The following is a 15,303-nucleotide window of genomic DNA, read 5'->3' as shown; positions in this document are numbered from 1 at the left end:
GAGAGCGCTCTCTCACGGCGACTGGGCAGCACCCTGCCCATCACCGCGAGGGCCGTCAACCCCCTTGACGCCAAAAGGTCTGCACCAATTCGTCGTACACGCTGAGGACATGACTCACCGTGTCGTCCTCGGTCGGCCAACCGGCCGCCCGCGCCCGCCCGGCGGCGGCCAGCGCCACCCGGCGCGCCGGGTCGGCGAGCAACCCGGCCACGGCGTCCGCCAGCGCCTCCGGATCGCCGTACGGCACCAGTTCGGCCGCGTCGCCGACCAGTTCGGGCACTCCGCCCACGGCCGTGGCGACCAGCGGCACCCCCGCGTGCAGCGCCTCCTGGGCGAGCGGCGAACGCGCCTCCCAGCGGCTGGAGAGCACCGCGACATCGGCCGCGGCGAGCAGCTCCGGCACATCGTCCCGGCGGCCGAGCAGCCGCACCGGCAGCACCTCCGCCTCGATCCTGCGCTGGAGCAGCGCACGGTCCGGCCCCTCCCCCGCGATCACCAGCATCGGCTGCGGGTCCAGCGCACGCCACCGACGGGCGGCGTCCAGCAGCGGACCGAAGCCCGCCGCCGCCTCCAGACGGCCCGCCGCGACCAGCAACGGCCGCTCCACGGCGCCCAGTTCGGCCCGCGCCTTCTGCTCGTCGCCGTCGCCCGCCCCGCGCTGTACCGGGACCGCGACCGGTGCCAGCCGCGCGTCACGGGCACCCCGGGCGCGGGCCCGGTCCACCAGGTCCGATGAGGTACCCAGCACGATCGCGGCGGTACGTGCCACCTTGCGCTCCATCATCCGGACCACCGGCGCCCGCGCCCCGTCGGCGTCCACCGTGGTGTGCCAGGTGACGATCAGCGGGACGCGGCGGCCCCGCAGGGCCATCGCGGCCAGCAACCCGGAGCGCAGCCCGTGGGCGTGCACCAGCCCGGCGCCGACCGAGGCCGCGCGCAGCGAGGCGACGCTTCCGGCGTCGGTCAGCGCGTCGAGGGCGGCGAAGCGCGCGCCCGCCTCGGTGAAGCCGTACCCCAGTTCGGCGCTCCAGGGCCCGCACACGGTCACCCGCAGCCCGCGCGCGACCAACCCGGCCGACAGCGACCGCACATGCACCCCGCTGCCCCGACCACCCCTCCCCAGCACCTGGACGGCGTGCAGCGACGGCTGCCCGTGCGGCGGGACCGGGGTGGTGCTCACGGTACTGCTCACGCGGGCGGAGCTCCTGAGGCGATATAGGGTCGGGGATGGGGCGCGGCGGTGCGGGCGGTACGAGTGCGCTGGGCCCAAGAATGCCAGCACTCGCGGCGCCGCCGCGGCAATGCCCGCGCGGGGCGCCCGGCCCTGACTCGGCCGTACGTCCGCAGTACCACCCGTACGGGTGACCCCGGGAGTGCGGCCCGCCGGCCGTCCCCGCCACGGGGGTGCGGGGAACCGCACGACCGGCCACGATGCGGCCGCGGACGAACGACGGCACCTCAGGGCACTTCCCCACGGGCAGCTCGCCGCACTTCCCGCGGAGCGCGCGGCGGCGTTCCATGCCCGCGGCCTCAGCGTCCGGCGCGCGCCGCCTCCAGCAGCTCTTCGGCGTGCGCCCGCGCCAGTTCCGAATCCTCCTGGCCCGCCAGCATCCGCGACAGCTCCCGTACGCGGTCCTCGCCCTCCATGGCCTTCACCCCGCTGCGGGTCACCGACCCGTCGTTGGTCTTCTCCACCACCAGGTGCCGGTCGGCGAAGGCCGCGACCTGGGGCAGATGTGTGACCACCACGACCTGCGCCGAGCGGGCCAGCCGGGCCAGCCGGCGGCCCACCTCGACCGCGGCCTTGCCGCCGACGCCCGCGTCCACCTCGTCGAAGAGATACGTCGGCACCGGATCGGAACCGGCGAACACCACCTCGACCGCGAGCATCACCCGCGACAGCTCACCGCCGGAAGCACCCTTGGCGATCGGGCGGGGCGGGGCGCCGGGGTGGGGGGCGAGCAGCAGCTCGACCTCGTCGGCGCCGTGCGGTCCGTAGAGGACGGCCCGGCCGCCCACCTCGATGCCCGCCGTCTCGTCCGCGGCGTCGGTCTGGCGGATGGCGAAGGTCACGCGGGCGTGCGGCATGGCCAGTTCGGCCAGTTCGGCGGTGACCGCCTCGGCGAACCGGGCCGCGGCCTCGGTCCGGGCGTCGGTGAGCGTCTGCGCCAGCTCGCCGAGTTCGGTGCGCAGCGCGTCGCGCTCGGCGGTCAGCTCGCCGATGCGGTCGTCGTCACCGTCCAGTTCGGCCAGCCGGGCCGCGCCCTCCTCCGCCCAGGCCAGCACGTCCGCGATGGACTCGCCGTACTTCCGGGTCAGCTGGGCCAGCGCCGCGCGGCGCTCCTCGACGACGGCCAGCCGCAGCGGATCGGCGTCGAGGTTGTCGGCGTAGCCCGCCAGTTCCTGGGCGACGTCGGACAGCAGGATGCCGACCTCGCCGATCCGGTCGGCGAGCCCGGCGAGCGCCGGGTCGTGGGAGCGTACGGCCTCCACGGCGCGGTGGGCACCGCCGACCAGAGTGGTGGCGTCCACACCCTCGGGGTCCTCCGGGTTCCCGGCGAGGGCGGCGTGGGCGACGGCGGCGGCGGAGGCGAGGGCCTCGGCGTGGCCCAGCCGCTCGGCCTCGGCGGCCAGCTCGGTGTCCTCCCCCGCGCGGGGCTCGGCGGCGGCCACCTCCTCGAGCCCGAAGCGGAGCAGATCGGCTTCCTGAGCGCGTTCGCGGGCGCGGGTGGTCAGCTCCTCCAGCTCGGTGGTGACGGCGCGCAGTCGGCGGTAGGCGCCCCCGTACTTCTCCAGCGGCCCGGCGACCGCCTCGCCCGCGTACCGGTCCAGCGCCTCGCGCTGCCGGGCGGGCCGCAGCAGACCCTGCTGATCGGTCTGACCGTGCACGGCCACCAGGTCGTCGGCCAGCTCGCCCAGCAGCCCCACGGGGACCGACCGGCCGCCCACATGGGCGCGTGAACGGCCTTCGGCGGAGAGCGTACGGCTGATCAGCAGCGCGCCGTCGTCCAGTTCGGCGCCCGCCTCCTCGGCCCGTACGGCCGCCGTCGAGCGCGCGTCGACCGTGATCCGCCCTTCGACGACCGCCGCCTTGGCGCCGATCCGCACCAGGGTGGCGTCGGCGCGGCCGCCCAGCAGCAGCCCCAGGCTGGTGACCACCATGGTCTTGCCCGCGCCGGTCTCACCGGTCACCGCGGTGAAGCCGGGCGACAGCTCGACGACCGCGTCGTCGATGACGCCCAGCGCACGTATCCGCATCTCCTCCAGCACGTGCAAGACCATACGAGGTTTGACCGGTCCGACGCGACGACGGGGCTCACCTTCCGGGTTCCGCCCGCACAGATGACCGGTCGGACGGGGCCCTACGCCCGGGGCCAGGTGCTGTCCCGCCGAGCTCTTCGCGGACCCGATGAGACCCGCCGGACGTGGCCTGGGGCCCTGTCAGCCGAGGTTCGTCCCGCTCGCCGCCCTGGCACGCTCCCCCAGCTACCGCTGGGAGGTGCCCCCTCTCGCTGCGTTGGCCGTAGCCCGAGCAGGCCCCCTACGAGGGCTTCTCCGGCCGCCTTGCGATCGCACGCACCAGGGGACGCCTCGCCACCGGGCGTACCTCGGCTGACGCGGCACTAGTGGGGCGCGCCGCGCCAGCCCGCCACCGGGAGCGCGAACTTGGCCACCAGCCGGTCGGTGAACGACGCATGGTGCAGCCGCGCCAGCCGCACCGGTACGGCACCCCGCCGCACCTCCACCCGCGCCCCCGCGGGCAGTTCCACCGTGCGGCGCCCGTCGCACCACAGCACCCCGTGCGGCGTCTGCGGCTGCACCTCCACCGCGAGCACCGAGTCCGGCGTGGTCACCAGCGGCTTGGCGAACAGGGCGTGCGCGCTGATCGGCACCATCAGCAGCGCCTCCACCTCGGGCCAGACCACCGGGCCGCCCGCCGAGAAGGCGTACGCCGTCGAACCGGTCGGGGTCGCGCACACCACACCGTCGCCGCCGAAGCGGGACACCGGGCGGCCGTCGACCTCGGTGACGACCTCGAGCAGCCGCTCGCGCGCGGCCTTCTCCACCGACGCCTCGTTCAGCGCCCAGTCGGTGTGCACGATGTGGCCGTCGTTGCGGACGAGTACATCGATCGTCATCCGCTCCTCGACCTCGTACTGCCGGGTCACCACCCGGTCCACGACCTTGTCCAGGTCATCGCGCTCGGCCTCGGCGAGGAAGCCGACCCGGCCCAGGTTGACGCCGAGCATCGGCACACCGGAGATCCGCGAGAACTCCGCCCCGCGCAGCAGCGTCCCGTCCCCGCCGAGCACCACCAGCAGCTCACAGCCGTCGAGAACGTCCCGGCCCGCCTCGACCAGCTCGACCGCGGGCGGCAGCGGCAGGTCCGCGGCCTCCGCGGCGAGCACCCGCACCCCGATACCGCTGCGCAGCAGCCCCTGCACCACCAGTTCCGCGCTGCGGATGGCCGCGGGGCGGCCGGTGTGCGCGAGCAGGAAGACGGTGCGCTTGGCCGTCGGCTCGGCCGTCGGCGTCCCGGGAGCGGGTGCGGGTGCGTCGGCGCGGTCCGCGTCCCCTGCCGGACCAGCCTCCCCGGCCTGACCGGTTCGATCCGCCGCTTCCGACGCTGCTTCTGAAGTGGTCAACTCGGCCCCTCCGCCACTGCACGGTCAACATCGGCCGGGTTCAGTGCCGGCGCCCCGGCGCGCATCCACAAAAAGTACTCGACGTTGCCCGATGGTCCGGGCAGCGGGCTGGCCGTCACACCCAGCACTCCCAGCCCGAGCCCCGCCGCCTGTTCCGCCACCGTGCGCACCGCCTCGGCGCGCAGTTCGGGGCTGCGGACGACACCGCCGCTGCCGAGCCGTTCCTTGCCGACCTCGAACTGCGGTTTGACCATCAGCACCAGATCGGCGTCGGGCGCGGCACAGCGCACCAGGGCGGGCAGCACCAGCCCCAGCGGAATGAAGGAGAGATCGCCGACGACCAGGTCCACGGGCTCCCCTCCGATCTGTTCCAGCGTCAGCTCGCGTACGTTCGTACGGTCCAAAACGGTCACGCGTTCATCGTTCTGGAGAGACCACGCGAGCTGTCCGTATCCGACATCCACGGCGACCACACCGGAGGCGCCCGCGCGCAGCAGGACGTCGGTGAAGCCACCGGTGGACGCGCCCGCGTCCAGCGCCCGCCGTCCGGCGACCTCGAGCGCCGCCCCGGGGACGGGCCGGACGTCGGCACCCTGGGTCCCGGCGCCCGGGCCGCTCCGGTACTCCTCGCTGAAGGCGAGGAACGCGCCCGCCAGCTTGTGGCCGCCGCGCGAGACGTACTCCGGGTCGCTGTCGTCCTTGATCACCACGACGGCCGCGCTGGTCTCCACCTGGGTGGCGGCCTTGGTCGCGGTCGTCCCGCCGACGGTGACCCGGCCCGCGGCGATCAGCTGGCCGGCGTGCTCACGGGAACGGGCCAGCTTACGGCGCACCAGCTCCGCGTCGAGTCGTACGCGTCGTGGGCGGGTCACTGCCACGGGTGGTTCAGCTCCTGAGGTCGGTTCCGGAGTTGGTCAAGCGGGGCCGTGCGGGGCGGGGGTTGGAGGTCCGGGCCGCCGGTCGAGTGCCGTCAGCGTGTCGCGCAGGCCCTGGTGCACATCCTCGTACACCTCCAGATGTTCGCCCGTCCCGAGGTGGTCGGCATCGGCCAGCCGGTCGAGACGCGCGTCGACCTCGGGGACGCCGGTGGGGGTACGGGGGACGCCGAGCGGGGCCGGATCCGCGGGCCCGGCGGCCTCGGCAGCCGTCGGTGCCTCGGCGGTATCCGGGAGTTCGGCGGCCTCCGGGGCCTGTGGACCCACGGCTCCCGGGACGTCCGGGGCCTCGGCGGTCTCCAGGGGCTCGGCGGCCTTGGGGACCGGTTCGGCCGCGGGCCGCCGCGCCGGGTCCGCCATGGGGTCCGGCACGGCCCCGGCGCCGGACTCTGCTCCGGGCCGCAGGCCCGGCATCGGCTCACTCATGGCCCCGACGCTACCGCGAACCGTACGTTCTCCGACGTGCGCGACCTGGGGTACGGTCATCGCGATGGCGACCTTGGATCAGTGCCGTGACGCACTCGACAAACTGGCGGAGAACCTCGCGGGCGCGAACGGCGACCTCCGCGGCGCCGCCGCGCTCGACCGCTCGGTGAGCTGCTGGATCACCGACCTCGACACCACCTTCGTCGGCCGTCTGGTGGACAGCCGGATCGAGGACGTGACGACGCTGTCCGGCCCGCCGCCCGAGCGTGCGCAGATCCGGCTGGCGATGACCGGGGACGACCTGGTGGCGCTGGTCGACGGTGAGCTGCACTTCGCCCGGGCGTGGGGCAGCGGCCGGGTCAAGCTGGAGGCGGGCCTGCTGGATCTGGTCCGGCTGCGGAAACTGCTGTAGCCGCCGACAGCTGACGGGGCTCGTCGTCCACCCGGGCCGGGGGACCGGCCGCGTCCGGGACACCCGGCGCACCGCGGGTACGGGCCCGGCGGGCGGCCGGTATGACCAGCGGGGTGCCGGTCTCCGGATCGTCGATCACCTGGCAGCGCAGTCCGAAGACCCGCTCCACCAGCTCCGCGGTGACCACCTCACCCGGTGCGCCCTCGGCCACCACCACTCCGTCACGCATCGCGATCAGATGGGTGGCGTAGCGGGCGGCGTGGTTGAGGTCGTGGAGGACCGCCACGAGGGTACGGCCCTGCTCCTCGTGGAGCTGGGCGCACAGGTCCAGCACATCGATCTGGTGCTGGATGTCCAGATAGGTGGTGGGCTCGTCGAGCAGCAGCAGCGGGGTCTGCTGGGCGATGGCCATGGCGATCCACACCCGCTGGCGCTGGCCGCCGGAGAGCTCGTCGACATAGCGGTCGCCCAACTCGCCCACACCGGTGGCCTCCATCGACTCCTGGACGATCCGCTCATCCGTCTCCGACCACTGGCGCAGCAGCCCCTGGTGCGGATAGCGGCCGCGGGCGACCAGGTCGGCGACGGTGATCCCGTCCGGGGCGATGGAGGACTGGGGCAGCAGTCCGAGGGTGCGGGCGACCTTCTTGGCGGGCAGCGAGCCGATCGCCGTGCCGTCCAGCAGTACCGCTCCGGCGGCGGGCTTGAGCATCCGGGACAGGGCGCGCAGCAGGGTGGACTTGCCGCAGGCGTTGGGTCCGACGATCACCGTGAAGGAGTGGTCCGGGATGGTGACGGAGAGGTCCTCGGCGACCGTACGGCGGTCGTAGGCGAGGGTGAGCCCCTCGGCCACCAGCCGCTGGGGCTCCTTGCTCCGCCGGGCGTCCTTGTTCTGCCGGGTGTCCTGGTCCATGGTGTGTTCCGGGTCTCCGTCCGCGCCGTTGTGTGTCCTCATATCCGCCCCGCCTTGCGCTCGGTCACCAGCAGCCAGAGCAGATAGCCGCCGCCCAGCATCCCGGTGAGCACACCCACCGGCAGCTGATCGGCCCCGAACAGCCGCTGCGCGGACCAGTCGGCGGTGATCAGCAGCCCTGCGCCCATCCAGGCCGAGGGCAGCAGATTCGGCCCGGCGGAGCGGGTGAGCCGACGGGCCAGCTGCGGGGCGGTGAGCGCCACGAAGGCGACCGGCCCGGCGGCGGCCGTGGCGGAGGCGGTGAGCACGACGGCCGCGAGCATCAGCACCAGCCGGGTCCGCTCCACCCGCACCCCGAGCGCGTAGGCGCTGTCGTCGCCCATCTCCAGCATCCGCAGGCCCCGGGCGTGCCCCAGCACCACGGGCAGCAGCACCGCGCAGACCAGGGCCAGCGGCCAGACCTGGCTCCAGTCGCGCCCGTTGAGCGAACCGGTCAGCCACACCACCGCACGGGTGGCGTCCGGGAGATCGGCCTTGGTCAGCAGATAGCCGTTGACCGCGCTGAGCATCGAGGAGGCGCCGATGCCGACGAGCACCAGCCGGTAGCCGTGTACGCCGCGCCGCCACGCCAGTGCGTAGACCCCGACCCCGGTCACCAGACCGCCGACGACGGCCCCGGCCGCGACCGCCCCGGGGCCGCCCTGGAAGAGCACGATGACCGCGAGCGCCCCGGCGGCCGAGCCCTGTCCGAAGCCGATCACATCCGGACTGCCCAGCGGATTGCGGGAGATGCTCTGGAAGAGGGCACCGGCCAGCCCGAGGGCCGCACCGACCAGCAGGCCCACCAGCACCCGCGGCATCCGCAGCTCGTTGATGACGAAGTCCTGGGCCGCGTTGCCGTCGCCGGTCAGGGTGCGGATGACATCGGCGGGAGCGATGGGGAAGTCGCCGGTGCCGATGAGGACGACGCTCATCGCCAGCGCCACGGCGATCAGCAGCAGACCGACGATCGCCCCGCGCGGGTCCAGGCGCAGCGAGAACCCGCGGGTGCGCAGCGTCACGCCGCGCGTCCTGGGCGTCATGCGCTTGCTCGCGTTCACAGTTGGGCCATCCTTCGGCGGCGTACGAGGTGGATGAAGACGGGACCGCCGATGAAGGTGGTGACGACCCCGACCTGGAGTTCGGCGGGCCGGGCGACCACCCGGCCGATCACATCGGCGCCCAGCACCAGCACCGGTGAGAGCACCGCGGCGTACGGCAGGATCCAGCGCAGATCGGGGCCGGTGAGCGCGCGCACCAGATGCGGCACCATCAGCCCGACGAACGCGATCGGCCCGCAGGCGGCGGTCGCGGCCCCGCACAGCAGGGTGACGGCCAGCATCGACAGCGCCCGGGTACGGCCCAGATGGGTGCCGAGCGCGCGGGCGGTGTCGTCGCCGAGCGCCATGGCGTTCAGCGGGCGGGCGAGGGCCAGCGCGAGCACCGACCCGGCCAGCAGGAACGGCGAGACCTGCTGGACGATCGTCATGTTCGCGGAGGCGAGCGAACCGACCATCCAGAAGCGCATCTTGTCGAGCGCCACCCCGTCCAGCAGCTGAACGGCGTTGACGTATCCGTAGAGCGCGGCGTACACGGCCGTGCCCGCGAGCGCGAGCCGCACCGGGGTGGCCCCGCGGCTGCCGCCGAGCGCGTACACCAGCACGGAGGCCGCGGCGGTGCCGAGGAAGGCGAACCACACATAGCCGGTCAGCGAGGTGATACCGAGAAAGCTGATCGCGGAGACGACCGCGGCGGCCGCGCCCGTGCTCAGGCCCAGCACTCCGGGGTCGGCCAAAGGATTGCGGGTGAGCGCCTGGATGACCGCGCCGGAGAGCCCGAGACCGATGCCGACGAGCAGCCCGAGAACGGTGCGCGGCACCCGTACGTCCCGGATCACGACATCGCTGTTCGCACCGCTGTAGTGGAACAGCCCGTGCCAGACCTCGTCCAGGGGGATCGGCTTGGCGCCGATGGCGACGCTGGCAGCGACGACCACCAGCAGCACGGCGACCGAGGCGGCCAGCCCGGCCGCTCGACGCGCGGTGCGGCGCGGTCCGGGTGGCGCGGTCGCTGTCTCGGTCCCGGTTTTCACCGGACTGACCAGGGTCACGCGGAACTCCACCTCACAGCACGGCCGGTCAAGACTTAGGTTAGGGTACCCTAAGCCTCAATGTCCGTACCCGGGCGGGCGCCGGAAACCGCGAGGTCCCCTCGAGTCGGCTGACCGCCACAGCGGATGGGCTCACCACCCCAGGCGTGCCAGAGCCTTCCCCGGGTCCGCGGAGCTCACACCGTCACCCGCCGCGGTCCAGGCCGCCGCGCACAGCGCCCGCAGCCCGTCCAGCGGCTCGCCCCCGTCGCCCTCCAGCAGCAGCGCGCCGTCGTGCACCCGGGCCCTCCAGCCTCCGCACCGGAAACCGTCCGCGGCGCCACCCCCGGCGCCGTCGGTGCCCCCGGCGGGCTCCACCTCCGGCTGGGCGGCGAGCAGCCCCCTCAAGTCGCGGTCCACATACGTCGGCCGGTGCTCCGGCCCGGCCGCCAGCAACTGCGCCGCGTCCGTCACCCCGGTCAGCACGAGCAGCGAGTCCACCTCGCCCGCGTACGCCCCCTCGATATCGGTGTCCAGCCGGTCCCCCACCACCAACGGCCGCCGGGCACCGGTCCGCAGGACCGTCTCCCGGTGCATCGGCGGCAACGGCTTCCCCGCCACCTGCGGAGACCTGCCGGTGACGATCCGTACGACTTCCACCGCCGCGCCATTGCCCGGGGCGATACCCCGTCCGCTCGGAATCGTCAGATCCGTGTTGGACGCGAACCACGGCACCCCGCGCCCCACCGCGTACCCCGCCTCCATGAGCCGGGACCAGGGCAGGTCCGGACCGCCGTACCCCTGCACCACCGCCGCCGGATCGTCGTCCGCCGACTCCACCGGCGTCAGACCGCGCTCGCGCAGCGCCACCCGCAGCCCCTCCCCGCCGATCACCAGCACCCGTGCGCCCGACGGCATCTGCTCGGCGATCAGGCGGGCCACCGCCTGCGCCGAGGTGATCACATCAGCGGGCTCGGCGGGCACCCCGAGGCGGGTCAGGTGCTCGGCCACCGCCTGCGGTGTACGCAGTGCGTTGTTGGTCACATACGCCAGCCGCATCCCGTCGTCCCGCACGGTGCCCAGCGCCTCCACGGCGTGGTCGATCGCCTCACCACCGGCGTACACCACCCCGTCGAGGTCCAGCAGGGCGGTGTCGTACACCTCGTTCAGCGGCCGCTGACTGCCCTCGGGCCGGGTCCGGACGGCGGTCTGGTTCATGGATGGACACACTCCTCGCAGATCTGTGCGCTTCTCCCCCGATCATCGCCCATCCCCGTACGGGGCATAGCATTCTCAAATGAGCATTCCAGGGCCTGGCGGGCAAGGTCTCCAGCTCACCCCGTTCCGTGGGCTGCGCTACGCGGCGGAACGGGTCAGCAGCATCGCCGCTGTCACCTCCCCGCCCTATGACGTGGTAGTTCGGCCCGACGGTCTGCGCGAACTCGAGACCGCGGACCCCTACAACATCGTCCGGTTGATCCTGCCGCAGGCCGGCACCCCCGCCGACCGCCACCGGCAGGCCGCCGAGACGCTGCGCCGCTGGCAGGCCGACGGCATCCTCGCCGCCGACCCGGAACCGGCGCTCTACATCTATGAACAGCGCGACGGCCCGACCCTCCAGCGCGGTCTGATCGGTGCCCTCCGGCTGAGCCCCCGCGAGGAGGGCGTCGTCCTCCCGCACGAGGAGGTCATGCCGCATATCGTCGAGGACCGCGCCGATCTGATGCGCGCCACCGCGGCCAATCTGGAGCCCCTGCTGCTCGCCTACCGCGGCAACGGCGGGGCGAGCGGTGCCGCCCATGTCATCGAACGCACCGTGCACCGCGAACCGTTGCTGTCCACGACCACCGAGGACGGCATCGACCACCATCTGTGGCGGCTGACCGATCCGGGCGACCTCGTCGAGATCGCCACCGACCTCCGCCGCCACCAGGCGCTCATCGCCGACGGCCACCACCGCTGGGCCACCTATCTGCGGTTGCGCGAGGAGCGGCCGGAGCCCGGCCCGTGGGACTACGGACTCGTCCTGCTCGTGGACACCACCCGCTACCCGCTCCGGGTCCGGGCCATCCACCGGCTGCTGCGGCGGCTGCCGCCCGCCAAGGCCCTGGCCGCGGCGGGCCACGCCTTCCGGATCCAGGAGATCGACGGCCCACTGCCGCGCGCCCTCGACGCGCTGGCCGAGGCCACGGCCGCACAGCCCGGCGGAAACGCCTTCCTGCTCACCGGGGACGGACGCTTCCACCTCCTGGACCGCCCCGACGCCGAGCTGCTGGCCCGTACGGTCCCCGGGGGGCGCCCGGAGGCATGGCGCACCCTGGACGCGACGATCCTCCACTCGGTCCTGCTGGACCACCTCTGGAACGTCCCGGACGCGCCCGAGCACATCGGCTACATCCACGACGCGGAAGCCGCGGTCGAGCAGGCGGAGCGGCTGGGCGGCACGGCGGTGCTGATGCATCCGGTGGACGAGGACGTCGTCCACGACCTGGCCCGCCAGGGCGTCGCCATGCCGCACAAGTCGACGTCCTTCGGACCGAAGCCCGCCACGGGGCTGGTGCTGCGCAGTCTGACGCTGGGCTGACCCGGAACCGGAACCGGAACCGGAACCGGAACCGGAGAGCGACGAGGGCGGAACCCGTGGCCGGGTTCCGCCCTCGTCATGCTGTCAGCGGTCGTCGCCGTCCTGCTGCTCCTCGGCGGCCCGCTCCTCGACCACCTCGACGGCCTCCTCCGGCTCGGGCACCTCGGCAATGTCGGGGGCCTGGGCCTCGACCTCGTCGTTGGCCTCGTCCTGGACCGCCTCGTCGGGGTCGAGAGCGTCCACGAACTCCACACCGTCCAGCTCCGCGAGCCGGTCCGACGCGTCCGTGGTCCCACCCTGATCGGCCTCGAGCGCCTTGGCGAACCACTCGCGGGCCTCGTCCTCGCGTCCCACGGCCAGCAGCGCGTCGGCGTACGCATAGCGCAGCCGCGCGGTCCACGGCTGGACGGAGTGCGAGGCCAGCTCCTGGCTCTGCAAGGTCACCACGGCGGCGTCGGCCTGGCCCATGTCACGGCGGGCACCGGCGGCCACCAGCCGCATCTCGACCTGACCGGCCCGGTCCAGCTTCTGCACCTCGGGCTCACCGGCCATGGCGAGCGCCCGCTCGGGACGGCCCATGCCACGCTCGCAGTCGGCCATCACCGGCCACAGCTCAGCATTGCCGGTCATCCGCCGGGCCGCCCGGAACTCGGCGAGGGCCTCGGAGTACTTCCCCACGGCGTACGACGCGAACCCGGCGGCCTCGCGCACGGCGGCCACCCGGGAGGCGAGCCGCAGCGCGATACGGGCGTACTGGTACGCCTGCTCGGGCTCGGTGTCGAGCAGCTTGGCGACCATGACGAGGTTCTTCGCCACGTCCTCCGCGAGCGTCTTCGGCAGGCTCATCAGCTCCTGCCGCACGGCCTTGTCGATCTCGTCGCCGGTCACGTCCTCCGGGATCGGCAACCGCTTGATCGGCTCGCGGTCGCCGCGCTCCCGGGCCCGGTCGTCACGGCGCCCGTAGCCGCCGGAACGGTCGTCACGACGCCCCTTGAAGCCACCGCCGGGCCGGTCCTCGCGCCCGCGGCCCTGACCGTACCCGTACGGACGACGCGGCCCGCGATCGTCACGGCCGTCCCGGCCATCGCGCCGGAACCCGCCACGGTCGTCACGGCGGTCATCACGACGCTCGTCCCGGCGGTCATCACGCCGGAACGAGGGCCGCTCATCGCGGCGGTCGTCGCGCCGCAACGACGATCGGTCATCACGACGGTCATCACGACGGAAGCCACCGCGATCGTCCCGACGGTCATCGCGCCGGTAACCCCCACGGTCATCACGGCGATCACCGCGACGCTCGTCCCGGCGATCGTCACGACGGAACCCGCCACGGTCGTCCCGGCGATCATCACGACGGAAACCACCACGATCGTCATCACGGCGGTCACCACGACGGAAGCCACCACGGTCATCATCACGACGCGGGCCACGGGGACGGTCATCGCGGCGATCGTCACGCCGGGAACCACCACGGTCATCACGGCGATCATCACGGCGGAAGCCACCACGATCGTCATCACGGCGGAAGCCGGGACGGTCATCGCGGTCACGCCGGAACCCGCCCTGGCGGAACCCACCGTCGCGGTCATCACGGCGCGGACCGCGCGGACGGTCATCACGACGCTCATAGCCGCCGGGCCGACCGCCACGGTCATCACGGCGCCCGAAGCCACCGCCACCGGGTCGGCCACCACGATCGTCATCACGACGCGGGGCGCGCGGACGGTCATCACGACGATCGTCGCGCCGGTCATCACGACGGAAACCGCCACGGTCATCACGGCGGTCATCACGACGGAAACCACCACGGTCGCGGTCACGGCGGGGGTCGGAGTCGCGGAAGTCCCGCCGGTCGCCGCCGTCCCGGCGGCGCGGCTCGCGCTCCGACCGGTCGTCGGGAGAGTTGGTGGACATCGGCGTGACTCCTGTCTTGAGGTACTTCAGTCATTCTCCCGCACCGGTCGCGCCGGCGCGGAAACAGCAAAAACAAAAGGACCCTTGGTCCCAGCGTTGAACGCTGGGACCAAGGGTCCTCCAAAGATTGTTCGGCGGCGTCCTACTCTCCCACAGGGTCCCCCCTGCAGTACCATCGGCGCTGAAAGGCTTAGCTTCCGGGTTCGGAATGTAACCGGGCGTTTCCCTAACGCAATGACCACCGAAACCCTATCGGGTTCTAGCGAACAAGCACACTCTTCAATTAATAAGGTGGAACTGGTTCACCGGTGCGACTGTTCGCAACCCGGGAACCACACAGTGGACGCGAGCAACTGAGGACAAGCCCTCGGCCTATTAGTACCAGTCAACTCCACCGGTCACCCGGCTTCCATATCTGGCCTATCAACCCAGTCGTCTACTGGGAGCCTTAACCCATCAAGTGGGTGGGAGCCCTCATCTCGAAGCAGGCTTCCCGCTTAGATGCTTTCAGCGGTTATCCCTCCCGAACGTAGCCAACCAGCCATGCCCTTGGCAGGACAACTGGCACACCAGAGGTTCGTCCGTCCCGGTCCTCTCGTACTAGGGACAGCCCTTCTCAAGACTCCTACGCGCACAGCGGATAGGGACCGAACTGTCTCACGACGTTCTAAACCCAGCTCGCGTACCGCTTTAATGGGCGAACAGCCCAACCCTTGGGACCGACTCCAGCCCCAGGATGCGACGAGCCGACATCGAGGTGCCAAACCATCCCGTCGATATGGACTCTTGGGGAAGATCAGCCTGTTATCCCCGGGGTACCTTTTATCCGTTGAGCGACGGCGCTTCCACAAGCCACCGCCGGATCACTAGTCCCGACTTTCGTCCCTGCTCGACCCGTCAGTCTCACAGTCAAGCTCCCTTGTGCACTTACACTCAACACCTGATTGCCAACCAGGCTGAGGGAACCTTTGGGCGCCTCCGTTACCCTTTAGGAGGCAACCGCCCCAGTTAAACTACCCACCAGACACTGTCCCTGATCCGGATCACGGACCCAGGTTAGACATCCAGCACGACCAGAGTGGTATTTCAACAATGACTCCCCCTGAACTGGCGTCCAGAGTTCACAGTCTCCCACCTATCCTACACAAGCCGAACCGAACACCAATATCAAGCTGTAGTAAAGGTCCCGGGGTCTTTCCGTCCTGCTGCGCGAAACGAGCATCTTTACTCGTAATGCAATTTCACCGGGCCTATGGTTGAGACAGTCGAGAAGTCGTTACGCCATTCGTGCAGGTCGGAACTTACCCGACAAGGAATTTCGCTACCTTAGGATGGTTATAGTTAC

13 protein-coding genes and 2 rRNA genes (1 of these 15 cut by a window edge) are annotated in these 15,303 nt (G+C 72.1%); 2 read left to right on the top strand and 13 right to left on the bottom strand.

The annotated features are described in order from the left end of the window. Nucleotides 1-55: 55 nt before the first annotated feature. The 5 genes from HUT19_RS31560 to HUT19_RS31540 all read right to left on the bottom strand — a co-directional run bounded on the left by HUT19_RS31560 (nucleotide 56) and on the right by HUT19_RS31540 (nucleotide 5,995). Nucleotides 56-1,180: a glycosyltransferase family 4 protein gene (locus HUT19_RS31560; protein ID WP_176187520.1), complete on the bottom strand. Its 1,125-nt coding sequence runs from the start codon at nucleotides 1,178-1,180 to the stop codon at nucleotides 56-58. Nucleotides 1,181-1,530: 350 nt separating this feature from the next. After that, a complete protein-coding gene (recN, locus tag HUT19_RS31555) occupies nucleotides 1,531-3,282 on the bottom strand; it encodes a DNA repair protein RecN (RefSeq protein ID WP_176183712.1) in 1,752 nt (583 codons plus the stop codon). A gap of 341 nt (nucleotides 3,283-3,623) precedes the next feature. After that, a complete protein-coding gene (locus HUT19_RS31550) occupies nucleotides 3,624-4,646 on the bottom strand; it encodes an NAD kinase (protein ID WP_176183711.1) in 1,023 nt (340 codons plus the stop codon). Further along, nucleotides 4,643-5,518: a TlyA family RNA methyltransferase gene (locus HUT19_RS31545; RefSeq protein WP_176187518.1), complete on the bottom strand. Its 876-nt coding sequence runs from the start codon at nucleotides 5,516-5,518 to the stop codon at nucleotides 4,643-4,645. Before HUT19_RS31545 ends, HUT19_RS31550 begins: the two co-directional genes overlap by 4 nt. A 42-nt stretch (nucleotides 5,519-5,560) precedes the next feature. After that, complete coding sequence (locus tag HUT19_RS31540; RefSeq protein WP_254886251.1) at nucleotides 5,561-5,995, bottom strand: hypothetical protein; 435 nt, start codon at nucleotides 5,993-5,995, stop codon at nucleotides 5,561-5,563. 76 nt (nucleotides 5,996-6,071) lie between these two features. Here HUT19_RS31540 and HUT19_RS31535 point away from each other — a divergent pair, with 76 nt between their 5' ends. Next, nucleotides 6,072-6,419 (top strand): sterol-binding protein, encoded by a 348-nt coding sequence (locus HUT19_RS31535; protein ID WP_176183709.1) that lies wholly within the window; start codon nucleotides 6,072-6,074, stop codon nucleotides 6,417-6,419. Here HUT19_RS31535 and HUT19_RS31530 read toward each other — a convergent pair. From HUT19_RS31530 to HUT19_RS31515, 4 genes are all read right to left on the bottom strand, one after another. Next, entirely contained in the window at nucleotides 6,367-7,332 is a 966-nt protein-coding gene (locus HUT19_RS31530) for an ABC transporter ATP-binding protein (protein WP_254886250.1), read from the bottom strand. The genes HUT19_RS31535 and HUT19_RS31530 overlap by 53 nt on opposite strands. A gap of 38 nt (nucleotides 7,333-7,370) precedes the next feature. Beyond that, a complete protein-coding gene (locus HUT19_RS31525) occupies nucleotides 7,371-8,414 on the bottom strand; it encodes an iron chelate uptake ABC transporter family permease subunit (RefSeq protein WP_176187516.1) in 1,044 nt (347 codons plus the stop codon). A gap of 14 nt (nucleotides 8,415-8,428) precedes the next feature. Beyond that, nucleotides 8,429-9,475 (bottom strand): iron ABC transporter permease, encoded by a 1,047-nt coding sequence (locus tag HUT19_RS31520; RefSeq protein ID WP_254886249.1) that lies wholly within the window; start codon nucleotides 9,473-9,475, stop codon nucleotides 8,429-8,431. 138 nt (nucleotides 9,476-9,613) lie between these two features. Beyond that, nucleotides 9,614-10,678: an HAD-IIA family hydrolase gene (locus HUT19_RS31515; protein ID WP_176183707.1), complete on the bottom strand. Its 1,065-nt coding sequence runs from the start codon at nucleotides 10,676-10,678 to the stop codon at nucleotides 9,614-9,616. 79 nt (nucleotides 10,679-10,757) lie between these two features. On the opposite strand from HUT19_RS31515, the gene HUT19_RS31510 reads away from it, so the two are divergent. Further along, nucleotides 10,758-12,044, top strand: coding sequence for a DUF1015 family protein (locus HUT19_RS31510; RefSeq protein WP_176183706.1), 1,287 nt, complete (start codon nucleotides 10,758-10,760; stop codon nucleotides 12,042-12,044). 84 nt (nucleotides 12,045-12,128) lie between these two features. Here HUT19_RS31510 and HUT19_RS31505 read toward each other — a convergent pair whose 3' ends face one another. The 4 genes from HUT19_RS31505 to HUT19_RS31490 form a co-directional block, all read right to left on the bottom strand. After that, the gene (locus HUT19_RS31505) at nucleotides 12,129-12,950 is read right to left on the bottom strand and encodes a tetratricopeptide repeat protein (RefSeq protein WP_217712295.1); all 822 of its coding nucleotides are present in this window, start codon (nucleotides 12,948-12,950) and stop codon (nucleotides 12,129-12,131) included. Next, nucleotides 12,929-13,864 carry a hypothetical protein gene (locus HUT19_RS31500; protein WP_176183705.1) on the bottom strand — a complete coding sequence of 312 codons (936 nt, stop codon included), beginning with the start codon at nucleotides 13,862-13,864 and terminating at the stop codon, nucleotides 12,929-12,931. Before HUT19_RS31500 ends, HUT19_RS31505 begins: the two co-directional genes overlap by 22 nt. A gap of 223 nt (nucleotides 13,865-14,087) precedes the next feature. Next, nucleotides 14,088-14,204: ribosomal RNA gene (gene rrf, locus HUT19_RS31495) — 5S ribosomal RNA — on the bottom strand. 109 nt (nucleotides 14,205-14,313) lie between these two features. Continuing rightward, a 23S ribosomal RNA gene (locus HUT19_RS31490) occupies nucleotides 14,314-15,303 on the bottom strand; it runs 2,134 nt beyond the window's last position.

The organism is Streptomyces sp. NA02950 (assembly GCF_013364155.1).
GTDB lineage: Bacteria > Actinomycetota > Actinomycetes > Streptomycetales > Streptomycetaceae > Streptomyces.
Note: the sequence above shows the minus strand (reverse complement) of the source record. Positions and strands in the feature narration are given on the sequence as shown.

Bases quoted from the DNA above. Each gene is read 5' to 3' on its own strand.
- recN (WP_176183712.1), bottom strand. From the start codon at position 3,282: ATGGTCTTGCACGTGCTGGAGGAGATGCGGATACGTGCGCTGGGCGTC.
- HUT19_RS31530 (WP_254886250.1), bottom strand. From the start codon at position 7,332: ATGGACCAGGACACCCGGCAGAACAAGGACGCCCGGCGGAGCAAGGAG.
- HUT19_RS31540 (WP_254886251.1), bottom strand. From the start codon at position 5,995: ATGCCGGGCCTGCGGCCCGGAGCAGAGTCCGGCGCCGGGGCCGTGCCG.
- HUT19_RS31510 (WP_176183706.1), top strand. From the start codon at position 10,758: ATGAGCATTCCAGGGCCTGGCGGGCAAGGTCTCCAGCTCACCCCGTTC.
- HUT19_RS31535 (WP_176183709.1), top strand. From the start codon at position 6,072: ATGGCGACCTTGGATCAGTGCCGTGACGCACTCGACAAACTGGCGGAG.
- HUT19_RS31525 (WP_176187516.1), bottom strand. From the start codon at position 8,414: ATGACGCCCAGGACGCGCGGCGTGACGCTGCGCACCCGCGGGTTCTCG.
- HUT19_RS31515 (WP_176183707.1), bottom strand. From the start codon at position 10,678: ATGAACCAGACCGCCGTCCGGACCCGGCCCGAGGGCAGTCAGCGGCCG.